The sequence below is a fragment of the Billgrantia gudaonensis genome (genome assembly GCF_900100195.1).
Classification (GTDB): Bacteria; Pseudomonadota; Gammaproteobacteria; order Pseudomonadales; family Halomonadaceae; genus Halomonas; species Halomonas gudaonensis.
In genome coordinates this window covers 15,573-34,423 of sequence record NZ_FNES01000011.1, presented here as the reverse complement: position 1 = coordinate 34,423, position 18,851 = coordinate 15,573, and the positions used below count along the sequence as shown (strand labels likewise).

At 55.3% G+C, this 18,851-nt stretch carries 17 protein-coding genes; 3 read left to right on the top strand and 14 right to left on the bottom strand.

The genetic code is table 11. The annotated features are described in order from the left end of the window. Positions 1–66: 66 nt before the first annotated feature. The gene (gene cadR, locus BLP96_RS13240; protein ID WP_004364961.1) at positions 67–474 is read right to left on the bottom strand and encodes a Cd(II)/Pb(II)-responsive transcriptional regulator; all 408 of its coding nucleotides are present in this window, start codon (positions 472–474) and stop codon (positions 67–69) included. Between the two features lie 95 nt (positions 475–569). On the opposite strand from cadR, the gene BLP96_RS13235 reads away from it, so the two are divergent. Genes BLP96_RS13235 through BLP96_RS13225 form a run of 3 tightly spaced genes read left to right on the top strand, consistent with a single transcriptional unit; the run spans position 570 to position 3,293 of the window. After that, positions 570–1,466, top strand: coding sequence for a cation efflux transmembrane domain-containing protein (locus BLP96_RS13235; RefSeq protein WP_004574643.1), 897 nt, complete (start codon positions 570–572; stop codon positions 1,464–1,466). A 3-nt stretch (positions 1,467–1,469) separates the two neighbouring features. Beyond that, complete coding sequence (gene lspA / locus BLP96_RS13230; protein ID WP_004863699.1) at positions 1,470–1,982, top strand: signal peptidase II; 513 nt, start codon at positions 1,470–1,472, stop codon at positions 1,980–1,982. A gap of 21 nt (positions 1,983–2,003) precedes the next feature. Then, a complete protein-coding gene (locus BLP96_RS13225; protein WP_089686940.1) occupies positions 2,004–3,293 on the top strand; it encodes an ISL3-like element ISPpu12 family transposase in 1,290 nt (429 codons plus the stop codon). 198 nt (positions 3,294–3,491) lie between these two features. Here BLP96_RS13225 and BLP96_RS13215 read toward each other — a convergent pair whose 3' ends face one another. From BLP96_RS13215 to BLP96_RS13160, 13 genes are all read right to left on the bottom strand, one after another. Then, positions 3,492–3,950 (bottom strand): hypothetical protein, encoded by a 459-nt coding sequence (locus tag BLP96_RS13215; protein ID WP_023007325.1) that lies wholly within the window; start codon positions 3,948–3,950, stop codon positions 3,492–3,494. An 18-nt stretch (positions 3,951–3,968) separates the two neighbouring features. Further along, positions 3,969–5,309, bottom strand: coding sequence for an APC family permease (locus tag BLP96_RS13210; RefSeq protein WP_089686938.1), 1,341 nt, complete (start codon positions 5,307–5,309; stop codon positions 3,969–3,971). Between the two features lie 138 nt (positions 5,310–5,447). Then, entirely contained in the window at positions 5,448–5,921 is a 474-nt protein-coding gene (locus BLP96_RS13205; RefSeq protein WP_089686935.1) for a hypothetical protein, read from the bottom strand. 46 nt (positions 5,922–5,967) lie between these two features. Beyond that, complete coding sequence (locus BLP96_RS13200) at positions 5,968–6,306, bottom strand: hypothetical protein (protein ID WP_089686933.1); 339 nt, start codon at positions 6,304–6,306, stop codon at positions 5,968–5,970. Positions 6,307–6,381: 75 nt separating this feature from the next. Next, the gene (gene lgt / locus BLP96_RS13195) at positions 6,382–7,191 is read right to left on the bottom strand and encodes a prolipoprotein diacylglyceryl transferase (protein ID WP_089686930.1); all 810 of its coding nucleotides are present in this window, start codon (positions 7,189–7,191) and stop codon (positions 6,382–6,384) included. Between the two features lie 279 nt (positions 7,192–7,470). Beyond that, the gene (locus BLP96_RS13190; protein ID WP_089686928.1) at positions 7,471–10,596 is read right to left on the bottom strand and encodes an efflux RND transporter permease subunit; all 3,126 of its coding nucleotides are present in this window, start codon (positions 10,594–10,596) and stop codon (positions 7,471–7,473) included. Further along, complete coding sequence (locus tag BLP96_RS13185) at positions 10,596–12,224, bottom strand: efflux RND transporter periplasmic adaptor subunit (protein ID WP_245682251.1); 1,629 nt, start codon at positions 12,222–12,224, stop codon at positions 10,596–10,598. Before BLP96_RS13185 ends, BLP96_RS13190 begins: the two co-directional genes overlap by 1 nt. 35 nt (positions 12,225–12,259) lie before the next feature. Then, entirely contained in the window at positions 12,260–13,564 is a 1,305-nt protein-coding gene (locus BLP96_RS13180) for a TolC family protein (RefSeq protein WP_245682250.1), read from the bottom strand. A 157-nt stretch (positions 13,565–13,721) separates the two neighbouring features. After that, positions 13,722–14,135: a hypothetical protein gene (locus BLP96_RS13175; protein ID WP_089686926.1), complete on the bottom strand. Its 414-nt coding sequence runs from the start codon at positions 14,133–14,135 to the stop codon at positions 13,722–13,724. A gap of 223 nt (positions 14,136–14,358) precedes the next feature. Then, positions 14,359–14,775 carry a hypothetical protein gene (locus tag BLP96_RS19915; RefSeq protein WP_143005113.1) on the bottom strand — a complete coding sequence of 139 codons (417 nt, stop codon included), beginning with the start codon at positions 14,773–14,775 and terminating at the stop codon, positions 14,359–14,361. Positions 14,776–14,904: 129 nt separating this feature from the next. Then, positions 14,905–15,675, bottom strand: coding sequence for a copper resistance protein B (locus BLP96_RS13170; protein ID WP_089686924.1), 771 nt, complete (start codon positions 15,673–15,675; stop codon positions 14,905–14,907). Between the two features lie 9 nt (positions 15,676–15,684). Continuing rightward, the gene (locus BLP96_RS13165) at positions 15,685–17,496 is read right to left on the bottom strand and encodes a copper resistance system multicopper oxidase (protein WP_089686921.1); all 1,812 of its coding nucleotides are present in this window, start codon (positions 17,494–17,496) and stop codon (positions 15,685–15,687) included. Positions 17,497–17,568: 72 nt separating this feature from the next. Beyond that, positions 17,569–18,840, bottom strand: coding sequence for an ATP-binding protein (locus BLP96_RS13160; protein WP_089686920.1), 1,272 nt, complete (start codon positions 18,838–18,840; stop codon positions 17,569–17,571). Positions 18,841–18,851 lie beyond the last annotated feature (11 nt).

Below are 18,851 nucleotides of genomic sequence, written 5' to 3'. Positions count from 1 at the left end.
GATCTTACCTTTGCATGAGAGTGAGACAGACCGGCATCTCATCGGATTATCTGGTTGATGCTTCACCTACTGCTGGTGCATGTTTCCTTCGCTAATTCCAGCAAGAACCCCACACGCCTCAACTTCCCGGTCATCGTTGCAACTCGCTCTCAGTGAAACGAGTTGTTTCTCAAGCGCTTGCAGAGCGGTTATCTGCGACCGCACATGAGAGATGTGATCATCGAGCAAGGCGTTGACGGCGGTACAAGGCTGATGAGGGTCGTCCTGATAGCTCTGTAGTTCGTGAATCTCAGCCAGTGACAGGCCCAGGATTCTGCAGCGACGGATGAAGGCCAGCCCCTCACCATGCTTCTCGGTATAGACACGGTAACCGTTGTCCTGCCGATCAGGCGGCGGCAACAAGCCCTGCTGTTCATAGAAGCGGATCGTCTGTGTTTCGACCCCTACCAACTGCGCCAACTGACCAATGCGCATCAGCCTCCTCCCCAACGGATTCTTTACTCTATTGACCTTATAGTAGCTTTATAGTTTTAAATGGTACCACAACATTGTTCAAGTGGAGTCGTATCATGAGCAAATCCTGTGGTGGCGCCTGTGGCGGTGATGCAACGTCCGCAGCGGATACCGATATACAGGCCTCCTCCGAGGCGCCAGGGAGATGGGTCAGTGTTTATGCCGTGCCGAAGATGGACTGTCCATCAGAAGAACGAATGATTCGCCTAGCCCTGAACGGCTTTGAGGAGATTCGGGCGCTGTCCTTCGACTTGTCGAACCGCCGGCTGAAGGTCGTGCATGACGGCGAGGTCGAGCCCGTCACCTCGAAACTGAAGACCTTGGGGCTAGGCGCCTCGCTTCAGGAAACCGTCGCTGCAAATCCGGAGACCATCAAGGCCGCCGAGTTTTCGGCAGCTTCTGCTAAGCAAGAATCCGGGACCCTGCGCTGGTTGCTCGGCATCAATGCACTTCTGTTCGTGGTGGAAATGACTGCCGGTCTGATCGCCCAGTCCACCGGCCTGATTGGAGAATCCCTGGACAATTTTGCCGATGCGGCGGTGTACGGGCTTGCCCTTTATGCGGTTGGACATAGCGTGAAAATGCAGGTACGTGCCGCGCATCTTGCTGGTGTACTGCAACTGATCTTGGCTGTGGGCGTGCTCGTAGAGGTGGTGAGACGCTTTGTATTCGGTAGTGAGCCTGAATCGCTGGTGATGATGGCTATCGCATTCGTCGCATTGATTGCCAATACCAGTTGTCTGCTGCTCATATCCAAACATCGGGAAGGCGGGGCGCACATGAAGGCAAGCTGGATATTCTCGGCCAACGACGTGGTGATCAACCTGGGGGTCATCACCGCCGGCGCCCTGGTCGCGTGGACCGGTTCCAATTATCCGGATCTGATTATCGGCACCATCGCGGGGGGCATTGTACTTAACGGTGCCAGACGCATTTTGGCGTTGAAGGGTTAAATAATGCTCATTATTGGCAAAAAGCTCTCGCCATATGCCCTATTGTCCATATCGGGCCTGCTGGCAGCGTCTGATCAGGCTGTAAAGTGGCTGGTGCAGCAATCAATGGCCTATGGCGAGTATGTTTCGGTGACCCCGTTCTTTAACTGGGTGCACCTATGGAACACCGGTGCCGCATTCAGTCTTTTTGCGAATGGTGGAGGCTGGCAGCGCTACTTTTTTATCGGAATCGCGGTAGTGGTCTCGATTTTTCTGATCAAGCTGATCCTTGAAAATCGTCATAAAGGAGAAGCCATCGCTTACAGTCTTATCCTCGGTGGCGCCATGGGCAACCTGATTGACCGGGTCTTTCGCGGCTATGTTGTGGATTCCTTTGATTTCTATTGGCGAGACTGGCATTGGCCGGCCTTCAACCTGGCTGATATTGCAATTGTCCTCGGTGCCTTACTTTTCGTTTCCAGCAGCTTGTTGGGTAAAAAAGCAAACACCAATGCCGAGCCGGATGGATCTGACTGACACCTACGCCTATACAACACCATGACCGAACTTCCCGACAACATCCTTCACCTGCCGCAATACCAAGTACTGGGCTGCAAATCAACCGACGACGAAATGCACTTCCAGGTGGACGTGCCCGATCCCATCGCCTGCGAGGAATGCGGCGTGCAGGGTGAGTTCGTACGGTTCGGCAAGCGTGACGTTCCCTATCGTGATCTGCCCATCCACGGCAAGCGGGTCACTCTCTGGGTGGTCCGCCGCCGATACACCTGCCGGGCCTGCAAGACAACATTCAGGCCCCAGCTACCGGAGATGGTGGACGGATTCCGTATGACACTGCGGCTGCATGAGTACGTGGAGAAGGAATCCTTCAACCACCCCTACACCTTTGTGGCGGCACAGACCGGCCTGGACGAGAAGACGGTGCGCGACATCTTCAACGCCCGCGCCGAGTTCCTGGGGCGCTGGCACCGCTTCGAGACGCCCCGCATCCTGGGCATTGACGAGCTATACCTGAACAAGCGCTACCGCTGCATTCTGACCAACATTGAGGAGCGAACCCTGCTCGACCTGCTGGCCACCCGCCGCCAGAACGTGGTGACCAACTACCTGATGAAGCTGAAAGACCGGCAGAAGGTCGAGATCGTCAGCATGGACATGTGGAACCCCTACCGGGCAGCGGTCAAGGCTGTGCTGCCCCAGGCCCGTATCGTGGTCGATAAGTTCCATGTGGTGCGCATGGCCAACGATGCCCTAGAGAGAGTGCGCAAGGGCCTCAGAAAGGAGCTGAAACCGTCCCAGAGCCGGACTCTCAAGGGAGACCGGAAAATCCTGCTGAAACGCGCTCACGAAGTCTCAGACCGGGAGCGCCTCATCATGGAGACCTGGACAGGCGCGTTCCCGCAACTGCTGGCCGCCTACGAGCACAAGGAGCGCTTCTACGGCATCTGGGACGCCACCACACGGCTCCAGGCAGAAGCCGCCCTGGACGAGTGGATAGCCACCATCCCGAAGGGCCAAAAGGAAGTCTGGAGCGATCTGGTCAGGGCAGTGGGAAACTGGCGCGAAGAGACCATGACCTACTTCGAGACGGACATGCCCGTCACCAACGCTTACACGGAGTCCATCAACCGACTGGCCAAGGACAAGAACCGTGAAGGGCGCGGTTACTCCTTCGAGGTGATGCGGGCACGAATGCTCTACACCACGAAGCACAAGAAGAAGGCACCGACTGCGAAGGTCTCTCCTTTCTACAAGAAAACCATCGGTTACGGACTGCCGGACTTCGCAGAGGAATTCAACTACGGAGTCGATCTATCAACCATCTGAGGGTGGTATCAGATTGATGGGGTGAAGGTGCCCCATCAACCATTAAATCCGTATACCCATAAAAAACAGGACAATCGGCATCGATGCCAGACACGCAATGCCGATGCCGTTCTGGTACGTTACATTAGGAACAGTCAGGACAGATGTTATGCCGAGGGTGGCGATCAGGCAGTTATAACAGATCCAGACATCATTTTCTTACAGATCGTCCATCCTCCCAGTCTGCCGAACAAGGCGCATCGCTTCATGCTGTTCCAGCTCAAGAAGGGATTCAAGCAACTCCCTTGCTTCAGGAATCTCCGCCTTGCCAACCAAGTTACGATAGAGATCCGTCACTTGATCATGGAAGTCGAAAATCTCCCGACAGATTTCATTGAAACCCAGCGCAGCATAGGGTGCATCACAGGTCCGATGCGTCCGGATCGGCCTGTGTTCCAGATAATCATATACATAGGTATTCAATGCTTTGGGGTCCGCTCTACTCTTTAACTCACCAACAACATACTCCATCTCATGCTCATGAGCTGCCAGATAATTAAGGAGCATCTTGGCACGCTCTTCTTCATTATGATCGGCACAGTGAGAAAGACAGCGCGCCAAATGCTCATGCAGCTGCCGTGTCCAGTCAATCAGGTCACCAAAGGTCCGAACCTCCATGATCCTTATCCTTAATAGTTAATGAGAATGAGTATTATCGTTTGAACTAGAAGCGCCGTTACGAGACAAAAAGAGTCGCTCGGCAATCAAGATAGCCGCCATGACAATCGTTGCGACGATTAGCACTAAATAATCTGTCGTAGCCTTGACCCAAAGAAAGCCTACCAACACGGCTACATCCAGGAGTATAGCAATCACTAGCACCGTTGCGCTTGCACCAACTTCATTACGCAGATGACGCAATACCCCCCAATGAATACCTATATCCATAATCAAATAGAAAATGATTCCAAGCGCAGCGATACGACTGAGGTCAAAGAATGCCGTTAAGATCAAGCCAAGCACGACCGTATAGACCAAGGTATGCTTCTGGATACTGCCTGGCATATGAAAGTGGCGATGTGGCACCAGCTTCATTTCCGTCAGCATTGCCAACATGCGTGATACCGCAAATATACTGGCAATGATACCACCCGCGGTGGCCAGCATGGCGAGAATGACGGTGAACCAGACGGCGGCCTCCCCCAGCGCAGGACGGGCAGCAGCCGCCAACGAATAATCTTTCGTTTCGATTATCTCGCTCAACGACAGATTACTGGCGACAGCGAAGCCCACCAACGCATAGATCACCACACACAGGGCGATCGAGATCATGATCGCCCTGCCGACGTTGCGATGGGGATCTTTTATCTCTGAACCACTATTGGTGATCGTCGTGAACCCCTTGAAGGCCAGGATCCCCAACGCGGTTGCTCCTAGAAAGCCTGACAGAGATCCCTCGGGCGTCGACGCCGAGGTTTCCATGCCGACCGAGTCGGCGATGATGACACCGACGACCCCGAACAAGATGATCCCACCAATTTTTATGAACCCGAGTACTGACGCAACACCCTGAATCAGCTTGTTGGCAGAGAGATTTAGTAAAAATGCAGATATCAGCAGCGCAACACCCAATAAGGGGACAAGCAGTGACCTATCCCCAAAATCGAAAAGCTCTAGCGTGTAGGACCCAAACGTTCTCGCCAAAAAACTTTGTGCTATCACCATGGAGAAATACATTAAAAGCGCATGGAAAGCGGTGGTCAGAGTTGGTCCATAAGCCTTGTTGAGGTACATGCCAATACCACCAGCTGACGGATAGGCATTGGACATTTTCACGTAGGAATAAGCACTGAAAGAGACGATTAGAGCCGCTGACAAGAAGGCTAACGGGAAAAGCTCTCCCGTCATCTCGGCCATCTGTCCCGTCAAAGCAAAAATACCAGCGCCAATCATGACCCCGGTCCCTAAGGCAATCGCACCGACCAGCGAGAGGCTATTCTGCTTGTACTGTGGCGTTCTATCCATTGACTGCATCATCTCTCTCATGGGTGAATGAAACCAGACCCTACCGAAAGGAAAGCCCTCTTGACATTCTGAGACTCGCCCGATGACGAATAGTAGCGCGTAATTCAACACGACAGAATCAAAGTGTAGAACCTATGTGCAACCCAATAGTCAAATATTTTCTTTGGATACAACCTCCGAACCTAGCCGATGACGACGCGCCATCCACAGTATCAGCGGTGGCAAGATCAACCATTGGAGTAACGGCGAGAGGCCGGTGCCCAACCACGGCACACGGGGCATTAGCGGTGCATACTCCCACCGTTGACTGAATAACGTAGCGTGCCACTCCATCGCCACCGTGATACCGACGCCCACCAGCACGAAGCCCAGGCACTCCTTGGCCCCATAGCCCCGAAGCCAGTCACGACGTCGATGCCATACGGCCACCGACCAATACGCCATCAACGTGATCAATACATCGCCAAGGGCTGCCTGGGTACAAGCCTGCACAGCTTCCCAATGTGGCATCACAGGCATGCCCGCATACAACGGAACCTGAAGAAACTCCCAGGGAAGATTCAGCAGAAAGGCAAAGAGCGCTACATGAAGCTCCGGCGCCGAGCGGAGTAAGCGTAGCTTCATGCAGTGTTCACCTCAAGGCTAGCCCATGCGCGGTTATGACTACCATTCAATGGCAGCTCCAAGGCTCCTTCTTGGCGTTGTCCTTCACATTCTGATCGACAAATCGATAATGCTCCTCCTTGAAGCGGTTCCACCAACCACGACTGATTTCGACCGCATATTTGTCGAGAATATCTTCGACGCAGTCGAGGCAGAGACGTGAGGCATCATAGGCCAGGTGAAGCTTTCGTTTCTGCTCATCGAACGAAACACTGTCTAGCCCGTATAGCTCATCAATATCTGCAACAGCCGCTTTCACCGCATCCAGATCGCTGGAATCAAGCTTTAAGTGTCGGTTCACCAAGGTCGTTTCAGAAACTCCCAACCGATGCTCTCTGTGTGCCATGAGAATTCTCCTCGTACTGTAATATCGTTAACGTTCTTCCAATATTATCGACATACCTCATATCACTTGTCTTGCTTATCGGTCCGATGTAGCAACCATGGTTCGCTGACTACGACATGCAGTGGTGACCAGGAACGCACCTGCTGCCAACATTGGTACCGTCAACAACTGTCCCATAGTGAGCCAATCAAAGGCGATGAAGCCCAATTGAGGATCGGGTAAGCGCACAAACTCCACGATGAAACGGAAGGTGCCATACAGAAGCAGGAATAGACCCGAGATAAGCCCTTGAGTTTGCGGTTTCCGTGACACCCACCACAACACGACAAACAGCACCACACCCTCCAGGACAAACTCGTAGAGTGCTGATGGATGTCGGGGTTCAGGCCCCAAGCCCAGCATGGGAGGGAAGATCATCGCCCAGGGCACTTCGCTGGCCCTCCCCGGCAACTCGTGATTGATGAAGTTGCCCAGACGCCCTGCCCCCAGACCGATCGGCACCAGCGGGGCGATGAAATCGGTCAGCTGAAGGTAGGCCAGGCGGTGACGGCGAGCGAACAGCCACGCGGCGATCAGTACGCCGGCCAGGCCCCCATGGAAACTCATGCCCCCTTCCCAGACCATGAACAGCCACAAGGGGTTGGTCAGGAGCTGATCGAGCCCATAGAACAACACGAAGCCCAGGCGGCCGCCGATGATGACGCCCAGAGCGCCATAGAAGATCAGGTCACCGATATCATCGTGGGTCAGGCCGAGGCGGTGCGCTCGCCGCCGCCCCAGCCACCATGCGGCCGTCAGCCCCACCACGTACATTAGGCCATACCAATGTAGCTGTACCGGTCCGAGGGAGAATGCCACTGGATCGATCTGTGGGTACGCAATCATGGCAATTTCCTCGCGACCTTCAAGCTTCTATGAACCGTTCGACGCTACGCCAGCGGGTTAGCGAATAGCCAAGCGTGCTCTCTTATCTACCAGCATAGCCTCATGGCCTGAATACAAGCTGAATCTTGACTCACGAAGTGCAAATTCAACCTAACGCCAGGGGGCATCGCTGGTGTACCTCACATCGAGTACCACTGACGATTCGTGTTAGGCTGGGTGCTCGCGAGATACTGCATTCGATTATCTAGAATGTGCCACCCAGCCTTGTCGATCCTGACGTTATGCATGATTCACATGGCGGCATTTCCACAGGTAGTAGACACAGGGCAACACCAGAAGCGTCAGTATCACTGCGCTCAACATCCCCCCCACCATCGGGGCCGCAATGCGGCTGACCACCTCGGAACCCGTGCCGGAGCTGTACATCAGTGGCAGAAGACCGGCAATGGTCGAGACCGATGTCATCATTACCGGTCTCACCCTGAGAGCAGCACCGTGCAGCACGGCGTGGCGAAGAGTCTCCCGACGGGGTTGTACTCCCTTGTGTTGGCAGCGCTCGAGCATCTGCTGATAGGCCTGGTTGAGATATACGAGCATGATCACTCCGATCTCGACTGCCACCCCGGCCAGAGCGATAAACCCCACTCCCACGGCCACGGAGAAGTTATAGCCCAGCAGATACATCAGCCAGATGGCCCCTACCATGGCCAGTGGTAGCGTGCCCATGATGATGGCTACCTCACTGAAGCGCTTGAAGCTCATGTAGAGCAGGATCACGATGATGGCCAACGTGAAAGGCACCACATAGCTCAGCTTCTCCTTGGCACGCAGCATGTATTCATATTGCCCGGACCACGTCACCGAATATCCGGTGGGTAGCTCGAGCTCCTCCGCCACGACATCCATGGCGCGCTGCACGTAGGTGCCGACATCCACACCCTCGATATCCACGAAGGTCCAACCGTTAGGGCGTGCGTTTTCGCTCTTGATCGCCGGTGGACCGTCCTCCACGTAGATGTCCGCCACGTCTGCTAGCGCGATACGCTGCCCATTGGCGGTGACGATCGGCAGCTCGGCCAGCCGCTCGGGGGAGTCCCGGTAATCCTGTGGGTAGCGCAGGTTGACCGGGTAGCGCTCCAATCCCTCGATGGTCTGAGTAATGTTCTGACCACCGATAGCGGTCGCCACCACTTGTTGCACGTCGGCAATGTTCAGGCCATAGCGCGCCGCCTGAGCGCGGTTGATATCAACCTTGATATAGCGACCTCCGGCCACCCGCTCGGAATAGACCGAAGCGGTACCAGGAACATCGCTAAGGATCGTCTCCAGCTGCTGTCCGATGGACTGAATCTGCTTGAGATCTTCTCCGCCCACCTTGATGCCCACCGGCGTCTTGATCCCGGTCGCCAGCATATCGATGCGCGTCGAAATCGGCATCACCCAGGCATTGGATACCCCCGGTATCCGCACCAGGCTGTCGAGTTCCTTCTTGAGCTTGTCGGTGGTCATCCCCTCTCGCCACTCTTCCCGCGGTTTGAGCTGAATGAATGTTTCGATCATGGTCAGCGGCGCAGGGTCGGTAGCCGTGTCGGCCCGTCCGATCTTGCCAAACACCGTGTCCACCTCCGGTACGCTGGCAATCAGTTTATCGGTCTGCTGAAGGAGCTCCCGCGCCTTGCCGATCGACAGCCCTGGATAAGTGGTCGGCATGTACATCAAGTCGCCTTCATCCAGGGGTGGAATAAACTCGCTGCCAATCTTGCTGACCGGCCAGAAACCTACCAGGGTTATCGCTAGCACCAGGGCGATGGTCGTCTTTGGGAATCTCAATACCGCCTTGAGTACCGGCATGTAGACCCCGACCAGCAGTCGATTGACCGGATTCTTGTGCTCAGGAAGTACGCGGCCGCGGATGAAATAGCCCATCAGCACCGGAACCAAGGTGACCGCCAGCCCGGCACTGGCTGCCATGGCATAGGTCTTGGTGAAGGCCAATGGTGAAAACATTCGCCCCTCTTGGGCCTCGAGGGTAAAGACAGGAACAAAGCTGACAGTGATGATCAGCAAGCTGAAGAAAAGAGCCGGTCCCACTTCCACCGCCGAGTCGGCCACCACCTTCCAGCGGTTCTCACGCGTCAACGGTGTACGCTCCATGTGCTTGTGCAAATTCTCGATCAATACGACGGCGCCATCGATCATGGCACCGATCGCTATGGCGATACCCGCAAGCGACATGATGTTGGCGTTGATGCCCTGCCAGTTCATGATGATGAAGGCAGTGAGAATGCCCATCGGCAAGCTGATCATCGCCACTAACGCAGAGCGCAGATGGAACAGGAAGAGCACGCATACCAAGGCTACGATGGCTAACTCCTCGAGCAAGCCACGCAGCAGGTTGTCTACCGCCTTTTCGATCAAGCCTGAACGGTCATAGACCGTCACGACCTCCACCCCCTCCGGCAGGCTGGACTGGAGCTGCTCAAGCTTGGCCTTGACGCCATCGATCGTCTTCTGGGCATTCTCTCCTGTGCGCATGACAACGATGCCACCGACGGTCTCACCTTCCCCGTTCAGTTCGGCAATGCCACGGCGCATCTGGGGGCCCATCCCGATGTCGGCGACATCCTTGAGCAGCAGAGGCGTTCCATTATCATCCACACCCAGCGGAATACTGGCAAGATCCTCACGACTCTGGATATAACCAGTGGCGCGCACCATGTACTCGGCTTCGGCCATCTCGACGACCGAGGCGCCAACTTCCTGGTTGGCCCGCTGTATAGCGGTCTGGATGTGAGCCAGGGGAATGTCGAAGGCACGCAGTTTCTCCGGATCTACCACGACCTGGTATTGCTTGACCATGCCGCCAAGCGCCGCGACTTCAGAGACGCCCGACACGGTCTGAAGCTCATACTTCAGAAACCAGTCCTGCAAGCTCCGCAACTCACTGAGATCATGTTGGCCAGTCTTGTCGATGAGGGCGTAGAGATAGACCCACCCCACGCCAGTGGCATCTGGGCCAAGCTGTGGGCGCGCACTATCCGGTAGCGTAAGCGCCACCTGAGAAAGATACTCCAGCACACGAGAGCGGGCCCAGTAGGGATCGGTATCCTCATCAAAAATCACATATACGTAGGAGTCACCGAAGAAGGAGTATCCGCGTACCGTTGCCGCCCCGGGAACCGACAGCATGGCCGTGGTGAGCGGGTAGGTGACTTGATCTTCGACGACCTGCGGAGCCTGGCCCGGGTAGTTGGTCTTGATGATCACCTGCACATCTGACAAGTCCGGTAGAGCATCAATCGGGGTATTCTTGACTGAATAGATTCCCGCCCCCGCCAGAATCACGGCAGCAAGAAGCACGAGAAAACGGTTGCTTATTGACCAACGGATCAACGCAGGAATCATTACTTGCTCTCCCCAGTTGCATGGCCTTGATGGCTCATCACGTCTTGCTGGCCGCGTTCCGCATTACTGGTTTCTCCGTGATCCATGCCCTCATCGCTGGGTGCTTTAGTCTTATCATCGTCAACATGCACACCGCGTAGAGCGACTTTGTCTTCCGCAATCCGTTCGAGTTCGGCATGGATGTCCATACCGTCTTTCAGCTGTTCAAGGCTAACCGTATCAGCAACCTGGAAATCCATGCTCATGGCCGGCCAGTTCCACGCCGCGATGGGGGCATGGGATAGCGTCACCATGCCATGATCCGGCATGACATCTTCGATGCGTGCTGGCACCCATACGGTCTCAACAAGGGAATTATCATCGGCCTCTTCAGCACTGTCACTATGCTCCATTCGTCGAAAGTCTGATGTTCGACTTGACTCGGAATCCAGAAGGAACTGAGCCGACGTAACAATGCGATCGCCCTCCTCCAGGCCCGATAATATCTCGACGGTTTCCCAACCCACGCGTCCAACGTCGACTTCGATCGATTTGAATTTTCCATCACCCAATGCAAGAACGACACGCGACTGGCTTCCGGTGCGAATCAAGGCCTCACGGGGTATTTGCAATGCCTCAGTCGTCGTATCGGACATAATGGTCAGCTGAGAAAACATTCCAGGCTTCAGTGCCAGGTCGTCGTTGGCGAAACGCATCCTTACACGAGCCGTACGCGTCTCACTATCAATACTTGGGTATATATAGTCCACCACCCCTGTCCACTCCCGTTCGGGTAGATAGTCAAGAGTCATGCGAACCTCATCTCCCTCAGCGATCAACGCTGCCTGGCGCTCAAACACCTCTCCGACAGCCCACACATGATCAAGAACGCCAATACTCATCATGCTCATTCCCGGGCTCACGAACATTCCTTCACGCACTTGCAAGTTGTCCAAAACGCCACTCTGAGGTGCGCGCAAGATGATCGTCTGGCTGACCTGGCGTGTGTCTTTGAGACTCTGGATGGCTTCAGTGGGAACTTGTAACGCGCGGAGCCTTTCCAAGGCGGCAGAAATCAGACGTTGGTTGCCGCGGTTCATTGCAAGCAACAATTCTTGCTGTGCATTCACGAGCGTCGGCGAATAGATCGAGTAGAGCGGCTGACCCTGGGTAACTCGATCCCCTTCGGACTTGGCAAATAACTTTTCTATCCACCCCTCGACGCGGGGATGGATATGTACCAACTTATCTTCATCGTATTGGACATACCCAACTGTCCTTACCGTAGTGTCAAAGGTATCCTTTTCGACTGTGCCTGTTTTGACACCAAGATTATTGACGACATCAGGAGAAATTTTCACTGTCCCGGGAGTATCTCCTTGGTCCTGATCATCATATACCGGCACGAGGTCCATCCCCATCGGGGATTTTCCAGGCTTGTCCCGCTTATAGTCGGGATCCATTGGCGCCACCCAATAAAGGGGAACGCGCTCCCCCCTCTCTTCCATCCCAGTCTCACTACTATCGTTTCCAATAGCAGTTTCTACTGCATTCAGGATGAATGTCTTGCCTCCCAGGACTATACTGCCGGACACGCCCAACATGACGCCTAACGATATGACGAAAAAGTACCTACCCATTTGATTCATCGTGATGTCTCATTCCAGACTTGAGAAGTCGTGAGTTAGCGTGAAGACGTGCCTTGGGACAGCAGGTAGTTGATATCCGAGATCACCTTGAGTCGTTGGGCTTTCAGGCCTATGAGCTCCACACTCGCATTGGTTTCATCAATTCGTGCCCGCACGGCTTCTGCAAAATCACCATCGTCATTGTTATAGGCATTCAGGGAAGCTTCGGCCTGTTCGCTCAGCTCTGGCAACAAGCGATTCCCATACAGTGCAAGCCTTTCATCAAGCCGCGACAACTTAGCCCAATTTGTTTCTAGCCTGGCAATCAGTTCACGTATCAAGCTTTCCCTTTGATATTGCACTGATTCATGGCGAGAGGCAGCCGCCGCCACTCGCTTGTCCTGTCGATTTTCCGTAAAGATAGGCACGTCGAATGTGACGCCGACGGAGAACAAATCCGCTCGGCTCCCACCCATGGGGTCGTCTTCGCGGTAGCCATACTGAGCCGACACACCCCATTCTGGCTTGTACTGCTGCCTCGCTGCATCGACTCCAATTTCCATGGCATCAATCGACTTATCGACTGCCAGCACGGCAGGGTGATACCTCACCCGCTCATACCATGCCTGACGATTGGGACGCTCAACGGCAGTGAAAAGCTTAGGTTCTTCCAATTCCAGCCCGGGGAAATCCGCCACTACCGGCATTATCGCTTCGCTCCCCAGCCATTCAGATAGCTGTCGTTCAACGGCCTCCTGTTGCTGCCTGAGATCGGTCAACCGGTCCTCCAGGCGAGTCAACTCCAACTGAGCACGAATCACATCGTCTTGGCGGGTCATTCCAAAGGCGGACGAATAACTCACCTCGGCGACATCAGCTAGCTGCTCAAACAAGCTACGATCACGCTCTATCCGCTCGATGCTCAGCTGAGCTCGAGTGGCCTCCAGCCAAAGCTGGCTGACCGTAGCCTCGACTCTGGCTTCCCTATCCTGCCGCAACATCGGCTGTTGGGCCGCAATCTGCTGCTTTTGTTGCTTGGCAAGCGCCAGGCTATCTCCTCTGGGAAATTTCTGACTGATTCCTACGCTGAACTGGGTCATACCTTCTTGATTCAAGTCAAAAGTATCAACCGGCAGATTTCCCGCTTTCAATGAAATCTGGGGGTCCGGGAGCTGGGCCGACGCAATGGCCTCGTTCTCAAGGGCGGCTTCAGTGGACATACTTCCGGTTAACCAAGGGTCTTGATCAATGGCTATCTGTATCGCTTTTTGCAAACTGTCCGTTTCACTCCCGGCAACAGCAATAGCTGGCATCCAGGCGACACCCAAGACACCGGTGAGTAATAATACAGCCTTGATCACAGCAGCTCCCCACGGAAATGTTATGCTACACAGAAAAACATCATCATAACTAACTTTAATACTCAGCCATAACACACTATGACTGGATATCCATTTTGAAAACCAACAACTTACCGGGACGATAGTTGGCCAGCATTAGCTGACCAACCCTCGCGTATCACTGAATGTCTACATGCAGACTGTACTGGTGAATATCACTATCACCAAGCCCACCACTATCACCTGATACCATCAGGCGATATTCGCCTTTCTCGAGCTTTTCATCAATCGTGAAGTCTCCATTGAATGAATCTACTTCCGCAATAGTTTTCCCTGAATCATTCATCAACTTTGCCTTCATCCCAAGTGTAAGACTTGATGATCCTGGAAAGTGATCACTGGCAATTTTCACCTCCGAACTTTCGTTTAACGAAAGTGCATATTCATGCGGGAAGCCGCTGGTCAAAATGCCACCGGGCGTAACCCCCTCCGACAGCTGCTTGCCCTGAGATTCGGTGTGGCCAAAACTGGCAAATGCGGGCGTAGCAACGAGGCTAATGATGGCGGCGGCAAATGCGAATTTGATTTTCATGTCAACTCTCCCTTCCTGTTTGGTGACAGACTCAGATACGTTTCTTACCTGAACCCAGCCTTAACAGGCATACTTTAAAACCATGACACAGATCATAACTATTCACTTGCATTGCCAACATGACTTATGGCTACCCCAAAAATCACCCGTGATTGGGCTGTAATGAAAAAGGCCAGCTCAAGGCTGGCCACTATGATGAAAAAACTCTGCCCGACTACTTCATTCAGTATGCAGTGTGAAGCTCATACCGGTTTCGATCACTCTCAGCTTTGCCTCCCAGTGATGATCCTGACACTTCAATTTGATAATTCCCAGGTTGCAGCTGTCTGTTGAGCTGAAAGTGACCTCGAGGGCTGGATGCTTCCGCCACACGGTTACCGGCATCATCATATAATATCGCTTTGATCTGACTACCCTGACTCGACACTCCCGTAAAGTGTTCACTTGAGACTCTCAGCGTCGTGGGCTGGTCAATGTTAATCTGGAAGCGTTTCGGGTGTCCATTAGCGAGGATCTGTGTAGGAGATACGCCTCTTTCCAAAACCGGCATCTCCTGGACACTGGCTCCCATATTGGCGAGGACAGGCATTGAAAACATGCTTGCCACTGCCATTCCAAAAGTAATTGTCTTGAACTTCATGAGAGGTCTCTCCGTTTTGGTGACACTGTCATGATAGTGGTGCAACTTGAAATAGAGCTGAATATACGTAGGTGAAGGGTAAAAAAAACGCCACCGGAAGGTGGCGCAAGCACCGACATATAAGGATGGCTAGAACATCAGCCTTACCCCGGCTACGAGACCGGTATCTTCCGTGGCATCACCTCCGGCACGCGAGAGATCGGCGGTATCCCCGTACTGCTTCTCCCAGTAGCCACCCACGTAGGGCGCGAACCGCCGGGTTACCTGATAGCCCAGGCGCATACCGACACGCACGGAGTTGAGCCCCTCGCCGACACCGAACTCCTCGACCTCGCTGGCAGCGACGACAATTTCGGTACGTGGCTGCAGATAGAGTCGTTGGGTCAGGCGGAGGTCATACTCACCCTCGAAACTCGCCGAGACGTCTCCCTCGTCGCTGACCTGAAGTGCCACGTCAGTCTCGATCCCGTAGGGCATCACACCCTGCAGGCCGATGACCCCATAGCCGCGTTCGGCGTGGTCGTCCGAGAACACACCGCCCTGATAGCCGATGCCGCCCTGGAGTTCCCAGAAGTCGGCGATCAACCGGCTATAGAGAAGCTCCAGGGATTCGAACTCGGCGTCCTCGCCATCGCCCTGGACATTCTCGCCCTCGGACTTGAGGTAGACACGGTTGACGTCGCCGCCGTACCAGGCCTCGAAGTCCCAAACCACGGCCTCTTCCCCCTTGTCGGGCACGACGTACTCGAGCCGGTCGAACAGTGCCATGCCCATATTGTGTTCCACAACCGGTGACGGCCAGCCGGCCGGAGCATCGTAGCCGTCCTCTGCCTGGGCGACGGAAAACGCTGTCGTGGCCAGCAGGACACCGGCGGCGGTCAGTGGGATTCTGTTATTCATGCCTTCTCCTTACGAAACCTTGACGACCCGGAACATGCCGGCATCCATGTGGTAGAGCAGGTGGCAGTGGAAGGCCCAGCTGCCCTCGGCATCGGCGGTGATCAGCGCCGAGACGCGCTCCCCGGGCTTGACGTTGAGGGTGTGCTTGCGGGGAATCAGCTCACCCTGGCCGTTCTCCAGCTCCATCCACATGCCGTGGAGGTGGATGGGGTGTTCCATCATGGTGTCGTTGATCAGGATCAGGCGCAGGCGCTCGTCCTTCTCGAAGTGGATGGGGCCCGTTACCTCACTGAACTTCTTGCCGTCGAAGGACCACATGTAGCGTTCCATGTTGCCGGTGAGGTGCAGTTCCAGTTCCCGCTCCGGTTCACGGCGGTCCGGCCAGGGAGTGAAGGCCTTGAGGTCCCGGTAGACCAGCATGCGTCGCGCCTCCGGGTCGATGCCGATGCCGGCCTGGTCGTAGCGGGATCCCGGCTGGGCCGCCCCCGCCGCCAGCATGCCGTTGGCATTGATCCTGCTGCGCTCATTCGACATGCCCTGCATGTTGGAATGGTCCATGCCCTGCATGCTGGAGTGATCCAGGCCCTGCATGTCCGAGCCGTTCATGCCGGAATGATCCATGCCCTGCGTGTCTGAGCCGCCCATCGCGGAGTGGTCCATGCCCTCCATGCCGTGGGCGCCCATGGCCTCCATGCCGCGGTCGGCAATCTTGCGTCGCTCGGGGATCTCGGCGGCCATCCCCTCACGCGGCGCCAGGGTGGCGCGTGCAAAGCCGCTACGATCCATGGATTCGGCGAAGATGGTATAGGCGGTATCGTCCTCGGGCATGACCAGGACGTCATAGGTCTCGGCCACCCCAATGCGGAACTCGTCGACGGGAACCGGTTGCACCGGCTGGCCGTCGGCTGCCACCACGGTCATCTTCAACCCGGGAATACGCACGTCGAAGTAAGACATCGCCGAGCCGTTGATCACCCGCAGGCGAACCCGCTCACCGGCCCTGAAGAGCGCCGTCCAGTTCTCCTCTGGCGAGTGACCATTGAGCAGGTAGGTGTAGGTGCTGCCGGTGACGTCGGCGATGTCGCGAGAGCTCATGCGCATCTTCGCCCACATGCCGCGCATCTCGGCGGTGGCAGCAAAGCCTTTCTCACGCACGTCGGCGAAGAAGTCGGCGATGGTGCGCTCCTGGAAGTTGTAGTAGCCCTCGGCGGTCTTCAGGTTGCGGAAGACCGACATGGGGTCCTCGAAGGTCCAGTCGGTGAGCAGCAGCACATGCTCACGGTCGTAGCGGAAGGGCTCGCGCTCGGCGGCATCGATGACCAGCGGGCCAGCATGGCCGAGCTGCTCCTGCAGGCCGGAGTGGCTGTGATACCAGTAGGTACCGTTCTGGCGAACGGGGAAACGGTAGGTAAAGGTCTCGCCCGGCGCGATGCCGGGAAAGCTCACCCCCGGCACGCCATCCATCCCGGGCGGCAGGATCAGGCCATGCCAGTGGATGGACGTGGGCTCGTCGAGCAAGTTGGTGACCTTGAGTACGGCGTCCTGGCCTTCCTTGAGTCGGATCATCGGCCCGGGGCTGGTGCCGTTGATGCTGAACGGTCTCGCCTCCTTGCCGTCGATCAGGATCGACTCCCGGCGGATGGCCAACGACACCTCGGGGCCTTCTTCGACTCCCTTGGAATATACATTGGTCTGCCCCCAAGGGTTGGCCCAGCTGGGACGTAGGCTCAGAGCCGCTGCCGAACCAAGCCCAAGCGCAGCACCGCCTTTCAGAATCTGACGACGTGACAGCGGGTGCGTGATGACGCGCGAGTTTGCCATGTGTGACTCCCGTCCATGTTTGACGCGAGCCATTCTGACGGACGAACCTGAAACAGGGCTGAAAATGCGTAATTAGTCGATAGATTCCTTGATGGGCACCTCGACCGTCACGCACAACCCCCCCAGTGCGCTAGGTTCAAATCTCACTTCCCCGGCATACCGCGTCATGAGCTGCCCCAGAATGGACAGTCCAAGACCATACCCGGGGTGACTTTCATCTAGCCGCCGGCCACGTTGACCAAGGCGTGGCAGGTCATCTGCTGAAACGCCAGGGCCGTCATCCTCAACGGTGATCCTTAGGCGATCATCGAGCACAATACGACAATCCACTTCACTGCCAGCCCACTTTCCGGCATTGTCAAGCACTATCCCTAGTATCTCGGAAAAATCCTGAGACTCAATGGGTACTCGTTTCTCGGTTTCCTCCGGCAATCTCATGGTGAAATTAATATTTGGATAAAGACCTCGAAACATCTCGATCAACCTTGTGCAATCACGATGGAGATCAGCCATACGCCCCGCGTTCGGGCCTGCAATTCTTGACCGCCTAAGCTCTGCATCAAGTTGGGCGTGAATCTCCTCGAGACGCTGCACCAGCTTCTGGCGACGAGTCTGATCAATAGGGCGCGAACCTCGCAGCACCTGAGTCACCGCCGCGAGCGGCGTCTTTAGTGCGTGAGACAGGTTTGCCACCGAATCGCGGGAGCGCTGCAAACGACTATCGATCTCATCCATGAATCGGTTGAGCTGAATGACCAAGCTATCTAGCTCAGAGGGAACATCCAAGGATAGACGCTCTCGATCTCCAGTTCGAAGTTCTCCAAGTTGATCCCGTAGGCGTGAGAGAGGTATCAAGCCTCGATTGACCGCCAGAATATTCAGCAGCACCAGGAGCAGTAAAATAACTGCCGCAATAGCCGCTACCCACCAGTGAAGTTCATGCAGCCCCGCTTCTACTTGGGAAAAATCTTCACCAACAAGAAGCACCCCACGTTCTTCCTCCAAAGAAAAAGATCGCCGATATACCAATAAATGTTGCGCTCCATCCCTGACTTCCACGAGACCATCACTGATATTATCCAACAAAAAGTCCAGTGCCTTCACCCAACGCGGGTCTGAAGAAGAGATATCGCTGCCTAAACGTAGAACGTACAGGTGGTGAAAGGCTTGAAAACCACGGCTGGCGGAATCCAGCACGACGGGGGTAGATATATGATCCTGCTTGACTTGCTCAATCGCATGGTCGGCTTCTCGTTTCAGGCGCTCTCCTAGAAAATCGCGCGCTAGATCTTTAAGCAAGATACCATGCAATAGCCATGTGGCTCCGGTCACAATGATGGCCATGCCAGAGAGCC

Bases quoted from the DNA above. Each gene is read 5' to 3' on its own strand.
- cadR (WP_004364961.1), bottom strand. From the start codon at position 474: ATGCGCATTGGTCAGTTGGCGCAGTTGGTAGGGGTCGAAACACAGACG.
- BLP96_RS13235 (WP_004574643.1), top strand. From the start codon at position 570: ATGAGCAAATCCTGTGGTGGCGCCTGTGGCGGTGATGCAACGTCCGCA.
- lspA (WP_004863699.1), top strand. From the start codon at position 1,470: ATGCTCATTATTGGCAAAAAGCTCTCGCCATATGCCCTATTGTCCATA.
- BLP96_RS13225 (WP_089686940.1), top strand. From the start codon at position 2,004: ATGACCGAACTTCCCGACAACATCCTTCACCTGCCGCAATACCAAGTA.
- BLP96_RS13215 (WP_023007325.1), bottom strand. From the start codon at position 3,950: ATGGAGGTTCGGACCTTTGGTGACCTGATTGACTGGACACGGCAGCTG.
- BLP96_RS13210 (WP_089686938.1), bottom strand. From the start codon at position 5,309: ATGATGCAGTCAATGGATAGAACGCCACAGTACAAGCAGAATAGCCTC.
- BLP96_RS13205 (WP_089686935.1), bottom strand. From the start codon at position 5,921: ATGAAGCTACGCTTACTCCGCTCGGCGCCGGAGCTTCATGTAGCGCTC.
- BLP96_RS13200 (WP_089686933.1), bottom strand. From the start codon at position 6,306: ATGGCACACAGAGAGCATCGGTTGGGAGTTTCTGAAACGACCTTGGTG.
- lgt (WP_089686930.1), bottom strand. From the start codon at position 7,191: ATGATTGCGTACCCACAGATCGATCCAGTGGCATTCTCCCTCGGACCG.
- BLP96_RS13190 (WP_089686928.1), bottom strand. From the start codon at position 10,596: ATGATTCCTGCGTTGATCCGTTGGTCAATAAGCAACCGTTTTCTCGTG.
- BLP96_RS13185 (WP_245682251.1), bottom strand. From the start codon at position 12,224: ATGAATCAAATGGGTAGGTACTTTTTCGTCATATCGTTAGGCGTCATG.
- BLP96_RS13175 (WP_089686926.1), bottom strand. From the start codon at position 14,135: ATGAAAATCAAATTCGCATTTGCCGCCGCCATCATTAGCCTCGTTGCT.
- BLP96_RS19915 (WP_143005113.1), bottom strand. From the start codon at position 14,775: ATGAAGTTCAAGACAATTACTTTTGGAATGGCAGTGGCAAGCATGTTT.
- BLP96_RS13170 (WP_089686924.1), bottom strand. From the start codon at position 15,675: ATGAATAACAGAATCCCACTGACCGCCGCCGGTGTCCTGCTGGCCACG.
- BLP96_RS13165 (WP_089686921.1), bottom strand. From the start codon at position 17,496: ATGGCAAACTCGCGCGTCATCACGCACCCGCTGTCACGTCGTCAGATT.
- BLP96_RS13160 (WP_089686920.1), bottom strand. From the start codon at position 18,840: ATGGCCATCATTGTGACCGGAGCCACATGGCTATTGCATGGTATCTTG.